23 protein-coding genes and 1 tRNA gene are annotated in these 20,553 nt (G+C 70.2%); 16 read left to right on the top strand and 8 right to left on the bottom strand.

Annotated elements, in window-relative coordinates; translation table 11 throughout:
- Window positions 1-259 precede the first annotated feature (259 nt).
- Window positions 260-332, bottom strand: a tRNA-Ala gene (locus tag ICC28_RS20630).
- Window positions 333-514: 182 nt separating this feature from the next.
- Here ICC28_RS20630 and ICC28_RS20625 point away from each other — a divergent pair.
- Both ICC28_RS20625 and ICC28_RS20620 read left to right on the top strand, forming a co-directional pair.
- Window positions 515-1,063: a helix-turn-helix domain-containing protein gene (locus tag ICC28_RS20625; protein ID WP_188290112.1), complete on the top strand. Its 549-nt coding sequence runs from the start codon at window positions 515-517 to the stop codon at window positions 1,061-1,063.
- A 130-nt stretch (window positions 1,064-1,193) separates the two neighbouring features.
- Window positions 1,194-2,675 carry a serine/threonine-protein kinase gene (locus ICC28_RS20620; protein WP_188290111.1) on the top strand — a complete coding sequence of 494 codons (1,482 nt, stop codon included), beginning with the start codon at window positions 1,194-1,196 and terminating at the stop codon, window positions 2,673-2,675.
- Here the strand turns inward: ICC28_RS20620 and ICC28_RS20615 are convergent.
- Window positions 2,639-4,006 (bottom strand): hypothetical protein, encoded by a 1,368-nt coding sequence (locus ICC28_RS20615; RefSeq protein ID WP_188290110.1) that lies wholly within the window; start codon window positions 4,004-4,006, stop codon window positions 2,639-2,641. The two genes, ICC28_RS20620 and ICC28_RS20615, sit on opposite strands and share 37 nt — an antisense overlap.
- A 228-nt stretch (window positions 4,007-4,234) precedes the next feature.
- Window positions 4,235-4,363 carry a DLW-39 family protein gene (locus ICC28_RS40655; RefSeq protein WP_003999697.1) on the bottom strand — a complete coding sequence of 43 codons (129 nt, stop codon included), beginning with the start codon at window positions 4,361-4,363 and terminating at the stop codon, window positions 4,235-4,237.
- Between the two features lie 339 nt (window positions 4,364-4,702).
- On the opposite strand from ICC28_RS40655, the gene ICC28_RS20605 reads away from it, so the two are divergent.
- From ICC28_RS20605 to ICC28_RS20595, 3 genes are all read left to right on the top strand, one after another.
- Window positions 4,703-5,131: a DUF6344 domain-containing protein gene (locus tag ICC28_RS20605; RefSeq protein ID WP_188290108.1), complete on the top strand. Its 429-nt coding sequence runs from the start codon at window positions 4,703-4,705 to the stop codon at window positions 5,129-5,131.
- A 125-nt stretch (window positions 5,132-5,256) separates the two neighbouring features.
- Complete coding sequence (locus tag ICC28_RS20600) at window positions 5,257-5,841, top strand: UTRA domain-containing protein (protein WP_188290107.1); 585 nt, start codon at window positions 5,257-5,259, stop codon at window positions 5,839-5,841.
- Window positions 5,842-5,848: 7 nt separating this feature from the next.
- Entirely contained in the window at window positions 5,849-6,598 is a 750-nt protein-coding gene (locus ICC28_RS20595; protein WP_188290106.1) for a glycosyltransferase family 2 protein, read from the top strand.
- Here ICC28_RS20595 and ICC28_RS20590 read toward each other — a convergent pair.
- Together ICC28_RS20590 and ICC28_RS20585 are read right to left on the bottom strand one after the other, a co-directional pair.
- Window positions 6,579-6,773 carry a ferredoxin gene (locus ICC28_RS20590; RefSeq protein WP_188290105.1) on the bottom strand — a complete coding sequence of 65 codons (195 nt, stop codon included), beginning with the start codon at window positions 6,771-6,773 and terminating at the stop codon, window positions 6,579-6,581. The genes ICC28_RS20595 and ICC28_RS20590 overlap by 20 nt on opposite strands.
- Before the next feature lie 180 nt (window positions 6,774-6,953).
- Complete coding sequence (locus ICC28_RS20585; protein WP_188290104.1) at window positions 6,954-8,168, bottom strand: amidohydrolase family protein; 1,215 nt, start codon at window positions 8,166-8,168, stop codon at window positions 6,954-6,956.
- Between the two features lie 491 nt (window positions 8,169-8,659).
- Here ICC28_RS20585 and ICC28_RS20580 point away from each other — a divergent pair, with 491 nt between their 5' ends.
- Window positions 8,660-12,733 carry a WD40 repeat domain-containing protein gene (locus ICC28_RS20580; RefSeq protein WP_188290103.1) on the top strand — a complete coding sequence of 1,358 codons (4,074 nt, stop codon included), beginning with the start codon at window positions 8,660-8,662 and terminating at the stop codon, window positions 12,731-12,733.
- Window positions 12,734-13,166: 433 nt separating this feature from the next.
- Here the strand turns inward: ICC28_RS20580 and ICC28_RS20575 are convergent, their stop codons facing one another.
- Both ICC28_RS20575 and ICC28_RS20570 read right to left on the bottom strand, forming a co-directional pair.
- Window positions 13,167-13,715, bottom strand: a complete 549-nt coding sequence (locus ICC28_RS20575) for an ImmA/IrrE family metallo-endopeptidase (RefSeq protein WP_188290102.1) — start codon at window positions 13,713-13,715, stop codon at window positions 13,167-13,169.
- A gap of 10 nt (window positions 13,716-13,725) precedes the next feature.
- Complete coding sequence (locus tag ICC28_RS20570) at window positions 13,726-14,097, bottom strand: helix-turn-helix domain-containing protein (RefSeq protein WP_317454052.1); 372 nt, start codon at window positions 14,095-14,097, stop codon at window positions 13,726-13,728.
- A 160-nt stretch (window positions 14,098-14,257) separates the two neighbouring features.
- Here ICC28_RS20570 and ICC28_RS40650 point away from each other — a divergent pair, with 160 nt between their 5' ends.
- The 3 genes from ICC28_RS40650 (at window position 14,258) to ICC28_RS20560 (ending at window position 16,111) form a co-directional block, all read left to right on the top strand.
- Window positions 14,258-14,422, top strand: coding sequence for a hypothetical protein (locus ICC28_RS40650; protein WP_223189155.1), 165 nt, complete (start codon window positions 14,258-14,260; stop codon window positions 14,420-14,422).
- A 57-nt stretch (window positions 14,423-14,479) separates the two neighbouring features.
- Window positions 14,480-14,752 (top strand): DUF3892 domain-containing protein, encoded by a 273-nt coding sequence (locus tag ICC28_RS20565; RefSeq protein ID WP_188290100.1) that lies wholly within the window; start codon window positions 14,480-14,482, stop codon window positions 14,750-14,752.
- Between the two features lie 738 nt (window positions 14,753-15,490).
- Window positions 15,491-16,111 carry a nuclease-related domain-containing protein gene (locus tag ICC28_RS20560; RefSeq protein WP_188290099.1) on the top strand — a complete coding sequence of 207 codons (621 nt, stop codon included), beginning with the start codon at window positions 15,491-15,493 and terminating at the stop codon, window positions 16,109-16,111.
- A gap of 6 nt (window positions 16,112-16,117) precedes the next feature.
- On the opposite strand, the gene ICC28_RS20555 is transcribed toward ICC28_RS20560, so the two are convergent.
- Complete coding sequence (locus ICC28_RS20555) at window positions 16,118-16,876, bottom strand: GntR family transcriptional regulator (protein ID WP_188290098.1); 759 nt, start codon at window positions 16,874-16,876, stop codon at window positions 16,118-16,120.
- A gap of 188 nt (window positions 16,877-17,064) precedes the next feature.
- Here ICC28_RS20555 and ICC28_RS20550 point away from each other — a divergent pair, with 188 nt between their 5' ends.
- The 7 genes from ICC28_RS20550 to ICC28_RS20520 all read left to right on the top strand — a co-directional run bounded on the left by ICC28_RS20550 (window position 17,065) and on the right by ICC28_RS20520 (window position 20,551).
- The gene (locus ICC28_RS20550; RefSeq protein ID WP_188290097.1) at window positions 17,065-17,397 is read left to right on the top strand and encodes a hypothetical protein; all 333 of its coding nucleotides are present in this window, start codon (window positions 17,065-17,067) and stop codon (window positions 17,395-17,397) included.
- Between the two features lie 2 nt (window positions 17,398-17,399).
- Complete coding sequence (locus ICC28_RS20545) at window positions 17,400-18,746, top strand: FtsK/SpoIIIE domain-containing protein (protein ID WP_188290096.1); 1,347 nt, start codon at window positions 17,400-17,402, stop codon at window positions 18,744-18,746.
- Between the two features lie 82 nt (window positions 18,747-18,828).
- Entirely contained in the window at window positions 18,829-18,996 is a 168-nt protein-coding gene (locus tag ICC28_RS20540; protein WP_188290095.1) for a hypothetical protein, read from the top strand.
- Window positions 18,997-19,021: 25 nt separating this feature from the next.
- A complete protein-coding gene (locus ICC28_RS20535) occupies window positions 19,022-19,669 on the top strand; it encodes a DUF2637 domain-containing protein (protein ID WP_188290094.1) in 648 nt (215 codons plus the stop codon).
- A gap of 20 nt (window positions 19,670-19,689) precedes the next feature.
- Window positions 19,690-19,875, top strand: a complete 186-nt coding sequence (locus ICC28_RS20530; protein WP_079307584.1) for a mobile element transfer protein — start codon at window positions 19,690-19,692, stop codon at window positions 19,873-19,875.
- Window positions 19,876-19,894: 19 nt separating this feature from the next.
- Complete coding sequence (locus ICC28_RS20525; RefSeq protein WP_223189154.1) at window positions 19,895-20,278, top strand: hypothetical protein; 384 nt, start codon at window positions 19,895-19,897, stop codon at window positions 20,276-20,278.
- Window positions 20,279-20,371: 93 nt separating this feature from the next.
- On the top strand, window positions 20,372-20,551 hold the full coding sequence (locus ICC28_RS20520) for a hypothetical protein (RefSeq protein WP_188290093.1): 180 nt from the start codon (window positions 20,372-20,374) through the stop codon (window positions 20,549-20,551).
- Window positions 20,552-20,553 lie beyond the last annotated feature (2 nt).

Raw genomic sequence — 20,553 nt, 5'->3', positions numbered from 1 at the left:
CGCCCCAGGAACGCTGGATCACAGAACCCCGGGAAGTTCGATGCTTCCCCCAGGCGGTCTCCTATCACACCAGGTGCCAGCAGTTCAGTGTCGGCGTTGCCCGTACGATCGGCCCGGAGCGCGGCGCCTGGTGGGCGGCAGGCCGCCAAGACCGCCCAGGCGGTGACATACACGTGGCGGAACAGTCCGACGACTGTCGTCTGGGCATGAAAAACGCCCTCCGAAACCGCGTTTCCACAGGCCAGAGGGCGTTTATATGTGGAGCCTAGGGGAGTCGAACCCCTGACATCTGCCATGCAAAGACAGCGCTCTACCAACTGAGCTAAGGCCCCGGGAAGGGAACGTCCGACCGGAAGAACCACACGTCCGGCGGGCGTCGCGAACCAGAGTACCGGGTCACCCCGGGTATCTCGCAAAAAGATTGGGGGTCCCGATGGCCGACCACTCTCCGTAAGATGCTCCGCGTGGTTCGCTACAGCGAACCGCGGTTCTGGGGAAGCGATGGGGAGACGCAATGGACGCCGCACAGCAGGAAGCCACCGCAAGAGCGCGGGAACTGCAGCGGAACTGGTATGGGGAGCCGCTGGGGGCGCTCTTCCGTAAGCTCATAGACGATCTTGGTCTCAATCAGGCTCGTCTCGCGGGGGTACTGGGACTGTCCGCACCGATGCTGTCGCAGCTGATGAGCGGTCAGCGGGCGAAGATCGGCAACCCGGCCGTGGTGCAGCGCGTACAGCTGCTGCAGGACCTGGCGGGGCAGGTCGCCGACGGCAGTGTGAGCGCGGCCGAGGCCACCGAGCGCATGGAGGAGATCAAGAAGTCGCAGGGGGGCTCGGTGCTCAGCAACACCACGCAGTCGACGAGCAGTTCGGGGGCGCCCACCGTCAAGCGCGTGGTCCGTGAGATCCAGTCGCTGCTGCGCTCGGTCGCCGCCGCCGGGGACATCATCGAGGCCGCCGACACTCTCGCCCCCAGCCACCCGGAGCTGGCAGAGTTCCTCCGGGTGTACGGCGCCGGCCGCACGTCGGACGCCGTCGCGCACTACCAGTCCCACCAGAGCTGACCCCCGCGTCCGGCCGCCCACGGGGGTTCGGCAGCCGGACGCACCGCCGAGAACGGCGCGAGGGGGAGTCGTAGCGCTCGTCGAGGGGGAGGCAAGGAGGAAAGCGGAGGGGGAGGAGCGACGCACAGCCATGGGTGAGGTCTTCGCCGGGCGGTACGAACTGGTCGACCCGATCGGACGCGGAGGAGTGGGCGCCGTCTGGCGCGCCTTCGATCACCGCCGCCGCCGTTATGTGGCCGCCAAGGTGCTCCAGCAGAGCGACGCGCACTCCCTGCTGCGCTTCGTGCGCGAACAGGCCCTGCGTATCGATCACCCCCATGTGCTCGCCCCCGCCAGCTGGGCCGCCGACGACGACAAGGTCCTGTTCACGATGGACCTGGTCGCCGGTGGCTCACTGGTCCACCTGGTAGGGGACTACGGCCCCCTGCCGCCCCCCTTCGTCTGCACCCTGCTCGACCAGCTCCTCGCGGGACTGGCCGCCGTGCACGCCGAGGGCGTGGTGCATCGCGACATCAAGCCCGCCAACGTGCTGCTGGAAGCCACCGGAACGGGCCGGCCGCGGCTACGGCTGTCCGACTTCGGCATCGCGATGCGGCTGGGCGAACCGCGGCTGACCGAGACCAACCTCGTGGTGGGCACGCCCGGGTATCTCGCGCCCGAGCAACTGCTGGGCGCGGAACCGGACTTCCCCGCCGACCTGTTCGCGGTGGGCCTGGTCGCGCTGTATCTGCTGGAGGGCGCCAAGCCCGACGCCAAGGCGCTCGTGCAGTACTTCGCGGCGCACGGGACGCCGAGCGCGCCCAAGGGGATCCCCGAGCCGCTGTGGCAGGTCGTGGCGACCCTGCTCCAGCCGGATCCGCAGGCGCGGTTCCGCACGGCCACGGGGGCGCGCAAGGCGCTCGCCTCCGCCGCCGAACTGCTGCCGGAGCCCGGCCCCGACGACGAGCTGATCGAGATCTTCGACCAACTCGGCCCGCTCCCCCAGGGGTTCGCCCCCGAAGGCCCGCTCAAGCGGGCGCCGGGTGTGGAGAGCAGCACCGGCGCGGTGCTCTCGCAGACCGGCCAGACAGGGCACTCCGGGCAGACCGGCACCGGCTCCACCTCGGCGGACCGTCGGGCCACCGCCGTACCGCCCGATCCCCGGCAGGGCATGACCGGGGCACGGCCGGCGACCGACGCCACCCCGTCCCGGCAGCCGTCCCCCATGTCGGACACCGGCAGCTTCCCTCTGCCGCCGCCGGTACGGCCGCAACCACCGCAACCACCACCGCAGCCGCCCCAGCCGGAGCCACAGACCCCCTACCAGCCCACGCATGTCCTGTCCTCCCCCCGGCCGTACGCCCCGCAGTACCCCGCGCACCGCCCCGCCGATGCCTCTACTGCTTCATACACCGCTCAGGACCCGCAGGTTCCACCCTCGGCTCAGCCGATTTCCGAGCCCCTGTCCCAGCACCCGCCAGGCCTGCACCAAGGCCCTCACCCAGGCCCCCGTGCCGCCCGCCGCCGCGCCGCACGCCGCCGCCCCGGGCCGCCCGCGAAGGTGGCGATACCGCTGCTGCTGCTCGCGCTGATCTGCTACGCCGCGGGTTTCTGGGCGCTGGCCCAGATCTGAGCCCGCGCCCTGCGGCGCCCCACCACCGTCCACACCCCGAGCACGACCAGCACCACCGTGCCGCCGCCGATCCCGCTCACCGCGAGCACCGTCATGGCGGTGTCGTCCTCCGGGCCACCGCCGCCCCCGCCGCCGTCCCCACCACCCGGCAGCAGACCCCCCGGCGCCCCCACGACCGGCGCGAAGACCCCCTGCGGCACGAACTGCCCGGCGTACCCCGGCCCGGTCCGGTCCGACCCGCTCAGCCGCACGCGCAGCGTCACCGTGTACGGCCCGTCCCCGAACCGTTCGGCCACGTGGGCGGCGAGATGCACCACGAGGTAGTAGGAGCCGGCGAACCGCATGCCCTTCACCCGGTCGGTGGCGCCGTACCGGTTCTCGTAGCGGACCGGCGGCAGTGGTTCGAGCGTGGCGGTGATCGGCTTGCCTCTGTAGTTGAGGCTGTCCTCGTCGAGTGACGCGCGCACGGGGCTGTGGAGCGACAGCTCCAGCGCGCCGACGGCGATCCGGGAGTCCCCGGCACCACCGGCCAGCTCGGCGGTGGCGTGCACGTGCTGACCCCAGCCGACCGGCACCTTGTAGTAGAGGGTCTGTCCGGGGGTGAGGTCGGAGCGCCAGGCGCCCTGTCCGACCGGGACCGCCGAGGCGAATCCCGCGCCGCCGGACCGGCGTTCGGGCTTGTCCGTGACGGGCCGGGGGGCGTCGGAGTTCCAGGGCTCGGGGGCGGTCGTGGCGCCGGTCCGCTTCAGGGGTGGCTCCAGGAACGTGGAGAGCTCCAGGTCCCAGGTGACGTCGCCGGGAGCCGTCGTACCGACGCGCTCGACGACGACGGAGTACGTGCCCGCTTTCGCGCAGCGCGGGCGGTCGGCGGAGATCTCCCGCATGCCCACGGCCGTGATCGCGTGCGAGCTGAGACTGCCGCCGGCGAAGGTCTCCGTCTTGAAGGAGCAGGAGCCGCCGTCGGCGTCCCGCACCGAGATGCGGAGCCCGTTGGAGGAGGAGACCTCGGCGTCCGCAGGAGGGATGGCGGTGGCGGAGACGTAGGCGTTCGACGTGGCGTCGAGGTCGAGGCGGTAGTAGGTGTCGCCGGTGACGGGCAGCGAGCTCTTGTACGTCCGACCGGCCTCCAGGCGCGCGGCGTCCGCGGCACCCGTCGCGGCCGCGACGGAACGGGCGTCCGGAGCGAAGGCGTACGGGCTCGGGGCGTCCTCCGCGACCGCGGGCCGGCCGGGCAGGGCGACCGCCGTGCCGCACACCAGCGCCGTCACCACGGCCGCGCGCAGCGCGCCGAACCGGCACGCCGCCCCCCACCACGCCGTACGCCGCCCCATCACGCGCCACCCCTCGTCGTCGCCGGACCCTGGGACCGTGCCCCCATCCTGCCCACGCCGGCCGCACTGCGCCCGCACAATGCGTACGAGCGTCCGAAACGGCCGGTTCCGCATCGCCCCTGTCGCCCTGTCGCCCCGGCCCCCGGCCCCCGGCCCCCGGCAACACAAAACCCCGACCGCAACCACGGCCGGGGTCTGTTCAGATCAGGCTTGTCGATACTTCGCTACTCACGAACCCGTGGGCACGGAGTCAGTCGCCTCCGTCCACAGATCCTGCTCGGCGCGATCCGCCTGGATCTGGCGGTACACGAGGAGCCCGCCGATGGCGGCCAGTGCGACCAGGAGAAGCTTCTTCACCGCGCGACCTCGTCTTTCGTTGACGTAGGGGACCTCTGGCGCCCGACTATACACACCGACCGATATCGATCGGTGACCTGCGTCGACGCTCAACTCCCGCCCGGAACACCGCAGTAGCACCGGACGCCCGCACTCCGATCGGAGGGTGATCACACCTCTACGGAACGTCACCTTTCGCCCCTCTTCCTCCCCTCTCCCGCGGTTTTCCGGCCTCTTGCACCCATCCGAGTGGTGTTCATCTGAAGATCGACGCGCCACGGGCGTCGGTCCGCCACTTCGCGGCCGCCATACACATCATGAGGAAAGTACGCAAATCGCCCAACCCGAAAGTGAGGGGCCATGGCCCGGAACAAGGTCATGAAGCTGTGGACCGTCGTCGTCACCGCCTTCCTGGCGCTCTGCACCACGCTCGGACTCGTCACGACGGCCACCGCCGCGGCCGTACCGCAGACCGAGACCACCCGCAACAGCGACAGCACCGCCACCGCACCCGTGGTGGCACCGGCGACGGCCTACTGGGCCCTGGCCCATGCCAGGTCACTGCCGCCCACGATGAAGCAGCGCATCGGTGCCGAGGCCCACGGCAAGTCCCCCAGCTGCCGCCACCGCGCCGTCGAGGACACCGAAGCGGAGTCGGCCGTAGCAGCGGAGGCTCAGGCGGGCGTGGCCACGGAGGCCCAGACGCCCGTAGCAGCGGAGGCCCAGGCGGGCGTGGCCGCGGAGGCCCGGGAGTGCGGCTCCGCCGAGTCCGCGGCCGGCCACCGCTGAGCGCCCTCCGTGCCTCTTCCTCCCCGCCCGTCACGGCGAACGTCATGTACGGCACAGCCCCGGACCGGGTCCGATCACTCGAAGGAGTGGCCGATCCTGTCGTACCGCGGCCGTAGCCTGGACACATGCCTCGCACGCCCGCGGTCCGTGACAACCGGCGCCACCAGTGGGAGAAGAACCGGGCACGCCGGCCGGAGGCCGAACGCTGCCGTACCGGAGCCACCGAGCGCGACACCGGCCTGGACTCCCAGGACCTGGTCTTCCACGCCGAGTACGACGTGGTCGCAGCGTCCGAGGAACTGGCCGCCGCATTCGGCGTTCCGCAGGGGACCTCGCTGCTCAGGCGTCGCTACCGGACGCGCCGCGCGACCGAGAGCGCCCCGTTCAGTCTCGTCAGCTCCTATCTGCCGCGCGAGCTGCTCGCGCCGAACCCCGACCTCCTGGACGCCGGACACGAGCCCTGGCCCGGAGGCACACAGCACCAGTTGAGCACCGTGGGCATCGAGGTGGACCGCGTCGAGGAACGCGTGACCGCCCGTCCGCCCACGCCCCAGGAGGCACGCGAACTCCAACTGCCGGCCGGGGCGCCGGTGATCCTGCTGCACAAGACGTCGTACGACATCCACGACCGGGTCGTGGACGTCTCCCACATCACACTGCCCGGCGACCGCACGGAACTGCTGTTCACCACGCACCTGGAAAGGTGGTGAGCGCGCGGTGAACCGGCGCATCATCATCGTCACCGCCGTCCACGGCCCCTCGGCCCCCTTCCTGCCCGAGGCCCACGAGTCGCTGTGCGCGCAGGAGCTGCCCGCGGGCTGGGAGTGGCACTGGGTCGTCCAGGAGGACGGCACGAGCGACGACGTCGCGCCGTACGTCCCCGACGACGCCCGCGTCACCTTCCGCCAGGGCCGCCCCGGCGGGCCCGGCGTGGCGCGCACCATCGCGCTCGCGCACGCCGACGGGGAGTACGTGAAGGTGCTGGACGCCGACGACCTGCTCACGCCGGGCGCACTCGCCCGCGACCTGGCCGCCCTCGAAGGCGACCGAGACCTCGGCTGGGCCACCTCCCGCGTCCTCGACCTGCTGCCGGACGGCTCCACGGCCGGTTTCCCGGGCGACCCCGGCGAGGGCCCCGTCGAGCGCGGCACCCTCCTCGACTTCTGGACGGCACACGACTTCCGCGCCCCGGTCCACCCGGCCTCGCTCTTCGTCCGCCGCGATCTCCTGCTCGCCCTGGGCGGCTGGATGGCGCTGCCCGCGTCCGAGGACACCGGGCTGCTGCTCGCGCTGAACGCCGTGAGCCGCGGCTGGTTCTCGGCCGAGGTGGGACTGCTGTACCGCAAGTGGGAAGGGCAGGCCACGGGCCAGGCCGCGCACGTCGATCCCGCCGAGCGGGCGTCGCGGATGGCCGTGGTGGAGGCCAGGGCGCGGGCGCTGGCCTCCCTCAGCCGGCGTTGTGGATGACGATGGCCTGCGAGGGGCACTTCTCGGCGGCTTCCCGCACCTCCGGGTCGTCGCCGGTGTCCTCACGGCCCGCTATGACGGCACCGAATCCGTCCTCCACGGTGAAGACGGACGGGACGCGGTAGGCGCATTCGCCGGATCCGTAACACAGCTCGGAGTCAACGGAGACCTTCATATCCACTCCAGGGGCAAGCGGGCGCTGTCAGGAGGTGACTGCCCCCGCCGCCCCCGCCCGAATCGGCGCAGAAGGCGACTTCCTCGCGGCACCCGCCGCGAATCGGCGCAGGAGGCGACTTCCCCACCGCACCGGCCGCGAATCGGCGCAGGAGGCGACTCCCCACCGCACCCGCCCGCATCAGCGGTCGAAGGACAGCTCCAGCATCCGGATGGCATTGCCCCGCAGCAGCTTGTACGTCACGTCGTCGGGCAGCCCCGCCACATGCTCCGCCGCGACCTCCTTGGTGTGCGGCCAGGTCGAGTCGACGTGCGGATAGTCCGTCTCGAAGGTCGCGTTGTCCACCCCCACGGTGTCGATCGCCTCGATGCCGTGCCGGTCCCGGAAGAAGCAGCAGAAGATCTGCCGGTAGTAGTACGTCGAGGGCGGCTCCGGAATCAGGTCCTTCACCCCGCCCCAGGCCCGGTGCTCCTCCCAGACGTCGTCGGCGCGTTCCAGGGCGTACGGGATCCAGCCCATCTGCCCCTCGCTGTAGGCGAGCTTCAGCCGCGGGAACTTCACCAGGACCCCGGAGAAGAGGAAGTCCATCATCGAGGCCATCGCGTTGTTGAAGCTCAGCGAGGCCTGGACGGCGGGCGGGGCGTCCGGGGAGGCCGCCGGCATCTGCGAGGAGGACCCGATGTGCATGTTCACCACGGTCCCGGTCTCCTCGCAGGCCGCGAAGAAGGGGTCCCAGTAGCCGCAGTGGATCGACGGCAGCCCCAGGTACGTCGGGATCTCGCTGAACGTCACCGCCCGCACCCCGCGCGCGGCGTTGCGGCGGATCTCCGCGACGGCCAGGTCGACGTCCCACAGGGGGATGAGGCACAGCGGGATCAGCCGCCCTCCGCTGTCCCCGCACCACTCCTCGACCATCCAGTCGTTGTAGGCGCGCACACAGGCGAGCCCGACCTCCTTGTCCTTGGCCTCGGCGAAGGTCTGGCCGCAGAAGCGCGGGAAGGTCGGGAAGCAGAGCGAGGCCTCGACATGGTTCAGGTCCATGTCCGCCAGGCGGGCCTTCGGATCCCAGCAGCCTCGCCGCATCTGCTCGCGCGTGATCCCGTCGAGGGTCATCTCGTCCCGCGAGAAGCCGACGGCCGCGATGATGCGCTTGTACGGGAAGAGTTCGCCCTCGTACTCCCACCAGTCGGTGAGCTGGCCGTCGGGGTCGGTGGTGAACCGGTACTTTCCGCCGACGTAGGCGAGCTCCCCGATCCCGGCGGTCAGCGGTTTGGGGCCTTTGTCCCGGTACTTGGCCGGAAGCCACGTCTCGAAGAGGTGCGCGGGCTCGATCACGTGATCGTCCACGCTGATGACCTTGGGCAGTTCCCTGGTGCCGCTCACGTTGTCGACCACACCGGCTACCTCCGCCTCGCGCGACACAGCATCTGACGGTTCGTCAGAAACGAAGGTACGGCGCCGCTCGACAGGCGGCAAGAAGCGGGGGCGTCCATGAGCGCATGCCGCGTCGTTCGGCACCGGTCCCTCCCCTCGCGGGGACCGGTGCCGAACGACGCGCTCGGGGTCGTCACGGATCTCAGGAGTCCACGGCTCTCGGAAGGCCGCCGGCTCTCACGAGGCCGCGACGGGATCGTCGTCTCGCGACTGCGGCGGAAGCTGCTGCCTCAAGGACACCGGCAAGACACTCGGCGTCTTGAGTTGTCTCCTGCAAGGCATGGGCTGAAGGCCTGTCCGGACGACGCGCGGTGGGTCGGCTACGCGGTGTGATCCTGCCAGTTGGGACCCTCGCAGAGGAGGTTCCGGTGTCCGGTTCACGGCTTCTTCCCAGGTCAGCCGTATAAAGTGAGTTTTCCGGTCCGGACGTCCAGCTGCGGGGGAGGTAAGGGGTGGAGGCCTTGAGTTCCGACTCGGGAGCACGCACAGCCTTCGCCGAACGCCTCGCGCTGCTGTACAAGGAGGCCGGAAACCCTCCCCTCAAACGCGTGTCCGAGGCGGTCGCCCACCTGCAGCGCGTGGACGAGCGCGGGCGGCCCGTACGCGTCTCCGCACAGCGCATCAGCGACTGGCGACGCGCGAAGAACGTACCCGCCCAGTTCGCCGCCCTCGCCGCCGTGCTCCACGTCCTCATCCCGCAGGCCCGGCGCGCCCGCCCCACAGCGGTCTCCCCCGGCCTCTACGACATGGCCCAGTGGCAGCTGCTCTGGGAACGCGCGGTGGCCGGCCCCGCCACTGCCGACGAGAGCCCGTCTGCCGAGGAGGGACCGCCCGCCGCCGTCCCGGCCGGAGTCTGCCCCTACCGGGGTCTGGCCTCCTACCGCCAGCAGGACGCCCGCTGGTTCTTCGGCCGCGAGCGCAGCACCGCCGCCCTCGTCGGTCATCTCCGGGCGGCCGAGAGGACCGGCGGCCTGCTCATGCTGGTGGGCGCCTCGGGCGCGGGCAAGTCCTCGCTGCTCAACGCCGGGCTGGTGACCGCCGTACGCAACGGCGCCCTGGACGACGACGAGGAACGGTCGCGGGAGGTGTTGCAGCTCGTCCCGGGGTCGGATCCGCTGGCGGAGCTGTACCGGCGCATCCCCGGACTTCCTGCTCTTCCCGGGCTTCCCGGGCTTCCCGGGCTTCCCGGGCTTCCCGGTGCGGATGTTTCACGTGAAACATCGACCGGGGCCCGTGTTTCACGTGAAACATCCGCCACCACCGTGGAACACGAGCCCGGCACCCCCGGCTTCACGGCCGCCGTGCGCAAGGCCATCACGGAGTGGGCGGCCTCCCGTGCCCGGCCGGTCATCATCGTCGACCAGTTCGAGGAGGCGTTCACCCTCTGCACCGACGAGACGGAGCGGCACACCTTCATCCAGCTCCTGCACGCCGCGGCCTCGCCCACCGCCGACGGCGACCCCGCCGCCGCACTCGTCGTCCTCGGCATACGCGCCGACTTCTACGAGCAGTGCCTCGGCTATCCCGAACTGGCCGACGCGCTCCAGCACCGGCACATGGTGCTCGGGCCGCTGACCAGCGCCGAGCTGCGCGAGGCGGTGACCGGCCCGGCCAAGGCCGTCGGCCTGGAACTCGAACCGGGACTGGCCGAGCTGATCGTCCGGGAGGTCAGCGCCGACGGCCCACGCGGCGCGCACGACGCCGGCGTCCTGCCCCTGCTCTCCCACGCACTGCTCGCCACCTGGCAGCGCCGCAAGGCGGGCCGGCTGACCCTGGCCGGATACCGCGCGGCCGGCGGCATCCAGGGCGCGGTGGCGGCGACCGCCGAGCGCGCCTGGTCCAGCCTGGACCCCGCGGCCCGCACCGCCGCACGGTTGCTGCTGCTCCGGCTGGTCCGACTGGGCGAGGACACCCAGGCCACCCGCAGACGCGGGACCCGGCGCCAACTGGCCGCGGAGTCGACCGACCCCGGCAAGACGGAGGAGTCGCTGGAGGCGCTGGTGCGCGCCCGGCTGGTGACGCTAGACGCGGACACCGTGGAGATCACCCACGAGGCGCTGCTGCACGCCTGGCCGCGGCTGCGGGACTGGATCGACGAGGACCGGGGCGGCAATCTGCTCCGCCAGCGGCTGGAGGAGGACGGCAGGGCCTGGGAGGACTCCCGCCGCGACTCTTCCCTCCTCTACCGGGGCTCCCGGCTGGAGCAGGCCCACAACTGGGCGAGGTCCGCCGGGGACACCTTCCTGACCCGCAGCGCGGTGGAGTTCCTCGCCGCCTCGGTCCGGCTGCGCAGACGCTCCTTGTGGATCAGCCGCGGGGCGGTGTCGGCCCTGGTCGTCCTCGCGATCCTGGCCGTCGGTTCGGCCGTCGTCGCCTGGCAGCAGCGCAACGACGCCGTGTTCGAGCAGGTGGTCGCCGAGGCCGACCGCGTCCAGTACACGGACCCCTCGCTCTCGGCCCAGCTCGACCTGGTGGCCCACCGGCTGCGCCCGGACGACGCGGGCACGAACAACCGCCTGATCTCCATCGTGAACGCGCCCCTGGCCACCCCCCTGGTGGGCCACACCGGCGCCGTCTACCTCACCTCGTTCAGCCCCGACGGCAAGCTCCTGGCGACCGCCAGCTACGACCGCACGGTCCGGCTGTGGAATGTGGCCGACCGCACCCGTCCCGAATCCCTGGGCAAGCCGCTCACCGGCCATACGAGCTGGGTGAGCAGCGCCGTCTTCAGCCCGGACGGCCGCACCCTGGCCAGTGCGGCGGACGACGGCACGATCCGGTTGTGGGACGTGACGGACCCCGGCCGCCCCAAGCCGCTCGGTACGCCCCTGACGGGCCACAAGGGCACGATCTACCTGCTGGCGTTCAGCCCCGACGGCCGTACCCTCGCCTCCGCCGGCGAGGACCGCACCGTCCGCCTGTGGGACATGTCCGGCCCGGGCCGGCCCCGCACGCTCAGCATCCTGAAGGGCGCCACCGCCGCGGTGCGCACGGTGGCGTTCGCCCCGGACGGGCGCACGCTCGCAGCGAGCGGCGACGACGACGCGATCAGACTGTGGGACGTGGCCGACCCCCGCCGCCCGAAGTCCTACGACACACGGCTGACCGGCCACTCGGCCCTGGTGCACTCCGTCGCGTTCAGCCCGGACGGCCGCACCCTGGCCAGCGGCAGCGCGGACGACACCATCCGCCTGTGGGACGTGGCCGACCCCCGGCATGCCGCACCGCTCGGCTCGCCCCTGACCGGCCACACCGGCCCGGTCTGGTCGGTGGCCTTCAGTCCCGACGGCTCCACGCTCGCCGCCGCCAGCGCGGACAGCACCGCCAGCCTGTGGCACGTCAGCGACCCGGCCGGTCCCTCCCGGATCGGCGAGCCCCTCGCGGGAAGCAGCGGCGAGATGTACGCGCTGGGATTCAGTCCCGACGGCCGCACCCTGGCCACCGGGAGCGGAGACAGCAAGGTCCGCCTGTGGTCGGTGCCGACCTCGGACATGGTCGGCCGCAGCGGGGCGTTCCGCCACGACGGCCGCGTCCTCGCCACGGCAGCGCGCGACGGCAGCGTCCGGCTGTGGGACGTCCGGAACCCCGACCGGCCGCGGGCGCTGAACAAGCCGTTCATGCCCGGCGACGGCGGCCAGCGCTCCCTGCTGTTCTCGCCCGACGGCCGCACCCTGGCGGTGCTGACCGGCAGCCGTACGGTGTACCTGTGGAACGTCGGCGACCCGGCCGAGCCGGTCTCCCACGGACCGCCCCTCACCCTGCGGACCCGCTTCATGGGCCCCGACGCGCTCGCCTTCAGCCCGGACGGCCGCCTCCTGGCCACCGCCTACGACGACCGCACCCTCCAGCTGTGGAACATCGCCGACCGGTCCCGCCCCGTCCCGGCCGGCGCCCCGCTCACCGGCCACAAGGGCTACGTCAACGCCCTCGTCTTCAGCCCGGACGGCCGCACCCTCGTCAGCGGCAGCGCGGACGGCACGATCCGGCTGTGGAAGGTCACCGGCTCCGGGCACGCCACCGCGCTCGGCGCCCCGCTCACCGGCCACAGGGGACCGGTGAACGTCCTCGCCCTGAGCCCCGACGGCCGCACCCTCGCCAGCGGCAGCGACGACGACACGGTCCGGCTGTGGGACGTCACCGACCCCACGGCGGCCGCCGACCTGGGCTCCCCCCTCACCGGCCACACCGAGGCCGTCGTCTCCCTGACGTTCGCTCAGGACGGCCGCACCCTGGCCAGCGGCGGCAACGACAACACCGTCCGCCTGTGGAACGTCGCCACGCCCTCCGAGGCCCGTCCCATCGGCCAGTCGATGAGCCCCAACGCCCGGACGGGCAACTTCCTGGCGTTCAGCCCCGGAACCCGGATGCTCGGGGTCTCCAGCGGCACCGACACGGTCCGCCTGTGGAACCTCGACGTCGACCACGCCGTCCGCCACATCTGCGCCACCACGCGCAACGTCCTGACCAAGGAGAAGTGGCAGGAGTACCTCTCCCGCCTCGACTACGACCCTCCCTGCACCAGCTGAGCGTCCCCTGACAGAAGAGTGATCCCGCTCACAACCCCCACCCGCGCTCGAACAGCCGCCTCCCACGGCCCAGCCGGCCTTGTTACTGTTGGCCACAGCCCGATCGCTGGTGCATCCCCCGTCGCCAGCGGTCGGGCCTTCTCGCATCCCCGCTCCCCGCCCGGTCGAAGCGGGCCATGAACGCCAAAGACCCCCGGCCCTACTGGACCGGGGGTCTTCGTGCTGGTGGGGCTAACAGGATTTGAACCTGTGGCCTCATCCTTATCAGGTCGATCACATGAGGTCGGTGAGGTGAGTCAACCGGCCGCGCTCCTCGGCTGATCGTCCATTGAGGTCCGGCGCTGGCCGCCGCTGTTCGGGACTGTTGGTGTCAGACGCTGGTGTCAGGTTGCGGATGCCCACTTGACAGGCACAACCATGACGCTTGCCGTCGTCAGGCCGATCGATGCCGAGCTGCGGCGCCGCTCATGTTCATACGCCACGTCAACATCTGCTTACTGACCCCGTAGCAGAGCATCGCTTCGCCGCCCTTCATGCGCCTGCGGGCAATAAGCCAGGCAGCCTCGTTGGTGATCATGAGGTTCCCGGCAAGCCAGTCAGCTTCCGCCTCTACGTCGCCATCCCAGTGACGACAACCCCTCGGGTCAAAGGCGGGCCCGGGCGTGTGTTGCAGAAGAGCGTGCGAAAGCTCATGGTGCACAGAACTGTTCTGCCGTGGAACCTCGTGCGCATCGTTCACCCAGATGTGCCTACGCGGCCCACAGTGCACGGTGAGGGCGCTCACCGACTCTTTCTCGGCCCCCAGCAGAACCGCAACGCGAGCATCGGCAGCCACGGCAGCACTGAACGTACTGATCGGAATTGATAGATGTTCCGCTAGCACGGCGGGCGGCAAAGCAGCAGCGGCGTGCAGCCCCAGCTCCTTCCGTACCAGTACCGCCAAGCGGTTGGCTTCCGCTTTGAAGCCGTGCCGCAACGCCATAGGGCTCCCCCTACTCCGGGTCGCTCGTTGCCAACTGCTTGTAGGCCACAGCGATTAGAGCTTCCAGTGCATCAGCCGCCTCGGGGGTCAAGTTACGGTCCCCTCGTAGGTGAGTGGCCACCTTTGCCAGAGTGTCCGCCTCACGCGGCTCATCGTGCCTGCGAACAAAGTCGTCCGCGCTCAGATTGGCCCATGAGACTAGGGCTGCGAGTCCGTCAACGTCAGGACGACGCCCCTGAGCCAGGCGCGTCAACGTTGAGGCACTGACGCCGGCCTGCTTTGCGACGTCCTTCCAAAGAAGTCCACGCTCCTGCCGCGTTCGATCTAGAGCCGCATGGAACGCGGCTGCATCGAAGCGACCTGCTGCATTCCGCTCGCTCACGATCTCCTCCCTTCGAGGCCAGTGTTGCACGACGGGAACCAGTTGCGAAAGTCGAATCGCACGCTCTACCCTGAACTCGGTTGCAAGATCGCAATTAATGCCGAACTTGCAATCTCCAGTGTGATCACTTCGATCACCCAACAGGAAAGAGGTACCAGCTATGGCCAAGAACACCGGCAAGGGCTTCCGGCACGGCAGCGTCAAGGGGCGGAGCCAGACGCTGAACCCGCTCACCCGCCTCTGGACCAAGCGGGGCACGGACGGGCGCTTCATGGACGGCAAGACCGGCGGGACTCCATTCAAAGGCGTCCGCCGCGAGCGTTGATCGACATCCTGCGGTCCTGGCCCAACCGAGAACAGTGACCGCACGTAAGGGAGAGAAATGATCTACATCACCGCGATCCACCTAAGCGGCGGCACCAAGCACGAGCACATCGAAAGCGTCCGCTGGGAGGACCCGTCCACAAACAAGACAGGCGAAAGCACCAAGCAAGTGATCGTCCGCTGGCTGGAGGAAAACAAGGAGAACGAGGCTCGTGTCCGCAGCGGCGCGAGCTACGTCCGGGTCGGCGTGGTCAAAGCCTCCCCGCCGTACATCAGGACTTACGCGAACGGCATCTGGACCGACAACCTGCTCGCGCTTCCCCGCTACTGAGGACTCGGTGCAGGTGGCGCGCTTCCCAGCTCCACCTGCACCTCCCACTACCTCGCTCCCATCCCGTCCGCCGTCGACCCACACACCGTGGAGCGGGCGTGGTTCCTGGCGTCCAGGTGGAGCGCGCCACTGTACGAACGACCTGGACGCCAGGGGCCGCGTCTGCTCGGCTCTGCCTGGGTCGATGGTGGTCGGGATGGGAGCTCCCCGCGCACGCCACTACGGGCCCGCAGTCGGGAACGGCGCCCCCTCCATCCCGGTGCCGGCCGATCCCCCGCCGGAGGCATCGTCTTGACCGTGGGCCGCGCTATGTGGTGATCGACTCATGGCTTCCGGCCCTATCCACATGTGGGCGCGCGTCGGCGGCGGCAGCGCCGAGCGGGCCGAAGGCAGGAGCGCGGGCGCAGCCAGAGCCGGGAAGCGCGCCCGGCGGAGCGGAGCGCAGCCGGGGCTTGATGAGGTAGAGAAACCTGTAACAGGTCCCGGGGCCCGGTCAAAGATCATTTCCCGGATAGCGGTGTCAGTTCGTGGCCTTCATGCACTCGGATGTGCGGCGCCTCGTCGTACGAAGCGTCCGTGATGCGCACCGCGTAGACCTCGCTCATCGCCGCTTCTCCTTCATGTCGGCTGAGCCATGCAACAGCGACACTAGGCAGAGTTCTGGCCAGTTACCGACCTTGGCCGCGCCGCTCCTCCGTGATGACCTGGTGAGATCGGGCTCTCTGGGGGAGGTGCAGCATGACCGCTGCGGCAAACGATCTGGCCCTGAACCGGCCCGGTGACGCAGTACGGCGGAAGATCATCGAACTTCAACCAAGCGTCCTCATGAGGCTGATCGGTCGCTGGTTACCCGGCACCGAGATTCACAGTTGGTGCAACGGTCTCGTCGGCGAGCGTGTAACCGGACGGCGGCTCAACCGACTCCAGGGACGTGGCTGGCGCATACTCCACGCTGTCCAGTGGGACAGCGGCTCGGACATCGATCATCTGGCCATAGGCCGCGCCGGCGTCTTCGCGATCAACTCGAAGCGCCACAAGGGGAAGTCCGTCTGGTACGGAGACCATGCCATCACCATCAACGGGACGTCGACCCGTCACATAGTGATCAGCCAGCAAGAGGCACGGCGGGTGTCCCAGACTCTGACTCGGCGCTGCGGGTTCGACGTCCCCGTCCGCCCGGTGATCTCAGTCGTGCACGCGGCCAAGTTGAAGGTGAAGAACGCCGCGCCGCCAGTCCTGGTGCTGCCTGCCGAAGAGGTCGACCGGACCTTGTCCGGCCTGTCCCCGCTGCTCACGCGGAAACAGGTAGATCAGATCTATGCCGTGGCTCGTGATCCGCGCACCTGGGCTGGCGCCTGATCCGCGCTAGGCGTCAAAGTCGTACTCCAGGATGTACGAGGCGGCATCGAGCGTCATTTCGTTGATCTCGACAGGGCGCCCCTCGTCCGCGAAAGCGGTCCGGCAGATCAGAATGACCGGCGTCCCTGCGGAGATGCTCAACTGCGCCGCCTCGTGCTTCGTGGGCATCCGCGAACGGATCTCCTCGCGGAAGTGCACTGGCTTGTAGCCGAGTTCGGCGAGGCGGGCGTACGTTCCACCGGGGCCCGTGTCCTCCTGAGTGATCGCCGACCCTTCGACGATCGACGCCGGGAGGTAGCTCGTCGCGAGAAGAACGGGCTTGCCGTCCAGGACGAACCGCCGGCGCCTAACGCACACGTCGTCATCGTCGGCGAGGTCCAACACCAGCGCGACGCGTTCCGGCGCGGCTTCCTCCGACACTGTCACCTGGTCCACAACGAGCGTGCGGTTCTCGATGTCGGCAGACCAGATCGACCGGCCGCTACCCCACTGCTCTTGTGCCAACCGTTGGATTCCGCGCCGCCGGAGCGGCCGGTAGTCCCGGACGAACACGCCGGCGCCCTTGCGGGACTCCGCGATCCCTTCGTCCTTGAGCACTCCCAGAGCCTGGCGAGCCGTCATGCGGGCTACGCCGTGCTCGGACATGAGGTCGTTCTCCCCAGGAAGCCGATCACCGGGACCGTACTCGCCCGACTGGATCGCCTCTCGTAGAGAGTCCGCGATCCGTTGGTACTTCGGCCGACGGTCGTCGTCGGTGGTGGCCATTCGGGAGCCCTCCTCTCTTCTCTAGACAGCCTAGGCCATGGGTATGGCACCCGCTCTGTGCGTGTGGTCCCAATCCGGCTTCGGAAACGTCTCTAGACATCTCTCTTGACGTCTCTAGACATGTGCGCTTTCCTTGAGATGTCTAGAGAGGTCGCGCAGGGCGATCTCCGAGAACGAGGGATGTGCTCATGCCGTCTTTCAAGATCGACCTTTCGACCGCTGTGGTGTTCGTGGCGACTGCCCCGGAGCCGAAGATGGCCAACAAGAAGACCGGTGAGCGGGCCATGGACCGGGACAACCCGAACGTGGGTCTGTCGACGGTGGGCCTGCTGGTCTCGGACGAGGGGGAGGGCAACCTCTACCAGGTCACCGTTCCCGAGACCGGCCTTCCCGAGGGGCTCGCGCCGGGCATGCCGGTGCGGGTGGTCGGGCTCAAGGCGCGGGACTGGGAGAACGAGTTCAACGGCCAGAAGCGGCACGGCATCTCGTTCCGCGCGGTCGCCATCGCGACGGCGGCCTGATCATGACCGACATCGCTACCTGGGTCGAGCTGGGCGGCGTTGCGGCCGGGGCCGGCGGGATCGGCTACGCCAAGTACCGTGCCCCGCGCGTGTACTGGTCCGTGGTCGGCCTGCCGGTCACCTGGGGCCGGTTCACCTGGACCTACCGGAACACGATGGAGGTGTGCGGGCTGACGGTGCAGCCGTCCGGCTTCGGCGCCTTCGTCCGCCGGAACCTGGCCCGCAGCGAGGTGCGTCCAGTGCCGCCGAAGGTCCGCCGGGTCCGCCCGACCTCGACCGGCCTGCGGGTCACCCTGAGGCTTCCCGCCGGCCTGGAACCGGCTGACCTCGCCGCGTCGACCGAGCGTCTTCGGCACGCCTTCGGGGTGCATTCGGTGATGGTGGCGGAGACCAAGCCGGGATACGTCGAGGTGCGGATGACCGGCTACGACGTGCTCAACCGGGTGAAGATGCCGCGCAAGGCCATACCCCACGACCTGATCGTGCCGGTGGCGCTGCGGGAGGACGGCACGGTCTTCGAGCGGGACTACCGCAAGATCCCGCACGCCCTCACTCTGGGCGCCAACCAGTCCGGCAAGTCGATGTATCAGCGCAACCTGATCAAGGGGCTCGCGCGGCTGCCGGTGGGCCTGATCGGGATCGACTGCAAGCGCGGTGTCGAGCAGTCCCGCTACGCGCCGCGCCTGTCGGCCCTGGCCACCGACCGCGAGTCGGCCGGCCGCCTGGTCGACGCGCTGGTTGCGGAGATGGAAGACCGCTTCGACCTGCTCGCCCTGCACGGCGTCTCGGACCTGTGGGAGCTGCCCGATCAGCTTCGGCCGGTGCCGCTGGTCGTGCTGATCGACGAGGTGGCGGAACTGTTCCTGGTGATGTCCCGCAAGGACGAACCGGCCCGCGACCACATGGTCATGCAACTGGTCCGGCTCGGCCAGATGGCCCGCGCGGTCGGCATCTATCTGGAGGCGTGCGGGCAGCGCTTCGGCTCCGACCTCGGCAAGGGCGCAACCGCCCTGCGGGCTCAGCTCACCGGCCGCGTCTGCCACCGCGTCAACGACAAGCAGACGGCGGAGATGGGCCTCGGTGACATCGCCCCCGACGCGGTGGTCTCCGTGACCGGCATCCGTGCCGACCGGCCCGGTGTCGCGGTGGCCGGTGACGCCTCCGGCTACTGGTCCCGCATCCGCACCCCCGAGGTCACCCCCGATCAGGCGGCGGCCACCTGCCGCGAATTCGCCTACCTCACCCCGGAGTTGCCGTTCCTGGCACCCTTCCGGCCGGTCGGCCAGATCGCCGCCGTACCGCCGATGCCCGCCGCACCGCCGCGCGTGCCGCAGCCCGCCGGCGAGTAACACCCCCGCTCCACAGTCGGCGCGACCGCCTCGCGCCAGGTCCCTACCCGAGCCATGCCGAAAACCGAACGGGAGATCGCCCATGGCCCGCAAGACCGCAAAGCCCCGGACCAAGCCCTGCCCGACCTGCAAGGGCACCGGCGAGGTCTCCCGCACCGTGCTCGTCGGCCGCAAGCGCCGGGCGGTCGGCAAGCAGACCGGTATCTGCCTGACCTGCCTCGGCGCCTGCGAGATCCCCGCCGACAACTGAACTTCTCGAAGGGAGGTGAAGACCCGTGCCCCGCTCGTTCCGCCTCGACGCCGTACTCGTTCAGGCCGTGATCGCCGGCGCCCTGTCCTTCGCCCACCTGCACGACCTCGCCGAAGCGGCCGGACAGACCGGCTGGAAGGCGTGGGCCTACCCCGTCTCGGTCGACCTGCTCTTGGTCGCTGTGTGGCGGCGGCTGCGCACCGAACGGTCCGGGCTGGCCTGGTTCTGGTTCCTGATCGCCCTGGTCGCCTCCCTCGGCGCCAACATCGCCACCGCCGGACTCCTCGACCTCGACCACGTGCCCGACTGGCTGCGCATCCTGGTCGCCGGCTGGCCCGCGCTCGCCTTCCTCGGCGGCACCCTGCTCGCCCACCAACCTGACACCCCCGCACCCGCGTCCGCTCCGGAACCGGCACCCCGGCCCGCGCCGGTCGTCGACCTCGACCACCCCGAGCCCTCCGCCCCGGCACCGGAGATCACCAAGCCCGAACCGGCTCCGGCACTGCCCCAAGCGCCCGCTCCGACCGTGCCGCCCGCCCTGGTGGATCACGCCCGGAAGGTCGCCACGGAGCACCGCACCCGCACCGGATCTGACATCGACACCGCCACGCTGCGCGCTCGCCTCGGCATCCCGGAAGACCTCGCCGGCGCGATCGTCGCCCAACTCGCCTGACTGACAAGGAGGTTCATCCCATGCGCCCCAACCGCTTCTACGACGTGATCCGCATAGGCCCCGTGCGGGTCGGCACGTTCAACAACGGACGTGGCCAGACCAAGCACACCGCCGCTTGTACCGCCCCCGACTGCGGGTTCTCCACCGAACACCGCGACCGCTCGGCCGCCGAACTCGCCGCCCGTACCCACCGCTGCACCGCCTGAGCCAGAAAGGGACAGACCCGTGCAGTTACCCGAGGACCAGCTTCGCGCCGGTCACATCCCCGCCGAGACCTACCGGCGCCTCCCGCCCGGCACCGACGTGCACAAGGTCGTGATCGTGCAGGAAGCCCCACGCTCCTACACCGGCCCGATCGTCCTGACGCTGGTCATCGCTTCGGCCTCCGTGGTCGTGCTGCTGGTCATCGCGTTCGTGGCTCAGGTCGTCGCCGCCTCGGCCGTGGCAGTTCTCTCCGCGTCCGGCGGGCTCGGCTACACGATCAACCGCAGCTCGAAGAAGAAGCGGGAGTTATCCCGCGCGGGCACCCGCCGGCGCTCCCGCTCGCCGCGCAAGCCTCCGGTCCGCTCACGGCCCGTCCGGTCCAAGAGCCACCGCTACCGCAAGTAGCGCCCTCCGGGGCGGCCTCAACCGCCAAGTATCCGCCGCCCCGGACGGCTCCACCACTTCCCGATCTTTCGATCCGAAAGGGCTCCGTCCATCATGCCTTCCCGCGCCTTGAACCGTCCGGTCTGCCACAACTGCGCCGGCTTCCCCGTCGTATCGATCGCCATCAGCGACCGCCACCGCGACGGCTCCCGCACCCTGCTCCGCGTCGTCTGCCACGTCTGCCAGGGCACCGGCCACACCCACCGCGCCGCCCCCGTTCAGGCCGGGAGGTGACA

The organism is Streptomyces sp. TRM68416 (assembly GCF_014596915.1).
GTDB lineage: Bacteria > Actinomycetota > Actinomycetes > Streptomycetales > Streptomycetaceae > Streptomyces.
This window is presented reverse-complemented; position numbering and strand designations above follow the sequence as displayed.

What these genes read in the sequence shown, in the direction of transcription:
- ICC28_RS20520 (WP_188290093.1), top strand. Translation starts at nt 20,372, where the DNA reads ATGCCTTCCCGCGCCTTGAACCGTCCGGTCTGCCACAACTGCGCCGGC.
- ICC28_RS20600 (WP_188290107.1), top strand. Translation starts at nt 5,257, where the DNA reads ATGCCTCGCACGCCCGCGGTCCGTGACAACCGGCGCCACCAGTGGGAG.
- ICC28_RS20590 (WP_188290105.1), bottom strand. Translation starts at nt 6,773, where the DNA reads ATGAAGGTCTCCGTTGACTCCGAGCTGTGTTACGGATCCGGCGAATGC.
- ICC28_RS20560 (WP_188290099.1), top strand. Translation starts at nt 15,491, where the DNA reads ATGACCGCTGCGGCAAACGATCTGGCCCTGAACCGGCCCGGTGACGCA.
- ICC28_RS20550 (WP_188290097.1), top strand. Translation starts at nt 17,065, where the DNA reads ATGCCGTCTTTCAAGATCGACCTTTCGACCGCTGTGGTGTTCGTGGCG.
- ICC28_RS40650 (WP_223189155.1), top strand. Translation starts at nt 14,258, where the DNA reads ATGGCCAAGAACACCGGCAAGGGCTTCCGGCACGGCAGCGTCAAGGGG.
- ICC28_RS20540 (WP_188290095.1), top strand. Translation starts at nt 18,829, where the DNA reads ATGGCCCGCAAGACCGCAAAGCCCCGGACCAAGCCCTGCCCGACCTGC.
- ICC28_RS20545 (WP_188290096.1), top strand. Translation starts at nt 17,400, where the DNA reads ATGACCGACATCGCTACCTGGGTCGAGCTGGGCGGCGTTGCGGCCGGG.
- ICC28_RS20605 (WP_188290108.1), top strand. Translation starts at nt 4,703, where the DNA reads ATGGCCCGGAACAAGGTCATGAAGCTGTGGACCGTCGTCGTCACCGCC.
- ICC28_RS20620 (WP_188290111.1), top strand. Translation starts at nt 1,194, where the DNA reads ATGGGTGAGGTCTTCGCCGGGCGGTACGAACTGGTCGACCCGATCGGA.
- ICC28_RS20575 (WP_188290102.1), bottom strand. Translation starts at nt 13,715, where the DNA reads ATGGCGTTGCGGCACGGCTTCAAAGCGGAAGCCAACCGCTTGGCGGTA.
- ICC28_RS20615 (WP_188290110.1), bottom strand. Translation starts at nt 4,006, where the DNA reads ATGGGGCGGCGTACGGCGTGGTGGGGGGCGGCGTGCCGGTTCGGCGCG.
- ICC28_RS20565 (WP_188290100.1), top strand. Translation starts at nt 14,480, where the DNA reads ATGATCTACATCACCGCGATCCACCTAAGCGGCGGCACCAAGCACGAG.
- ICC28_RS20625 (WP_188290112.1), top strand. Translation starts at nt 515, where the DNA reads ATGGACGCCGCACAGCAGGAAGCCACCGCAAGAGCGCGGGAACTGCAG.
- ICC28_RS20555 (WP_188290098.1), bottom strand. Translation starts at nt 16,876, where the DNA reads ATGGCCACCACCGACGACGACCGTCGGCCGAAGTACCAACGGATCGCG.
- ICC28_RS20530 (WP_079307584.1), top strand. Translation starts at nt 19,690, where the DNA reads ATGCGCCCCAACCGCTTCTACGACGTGATCCGCATAGGCCCCGTGCGG.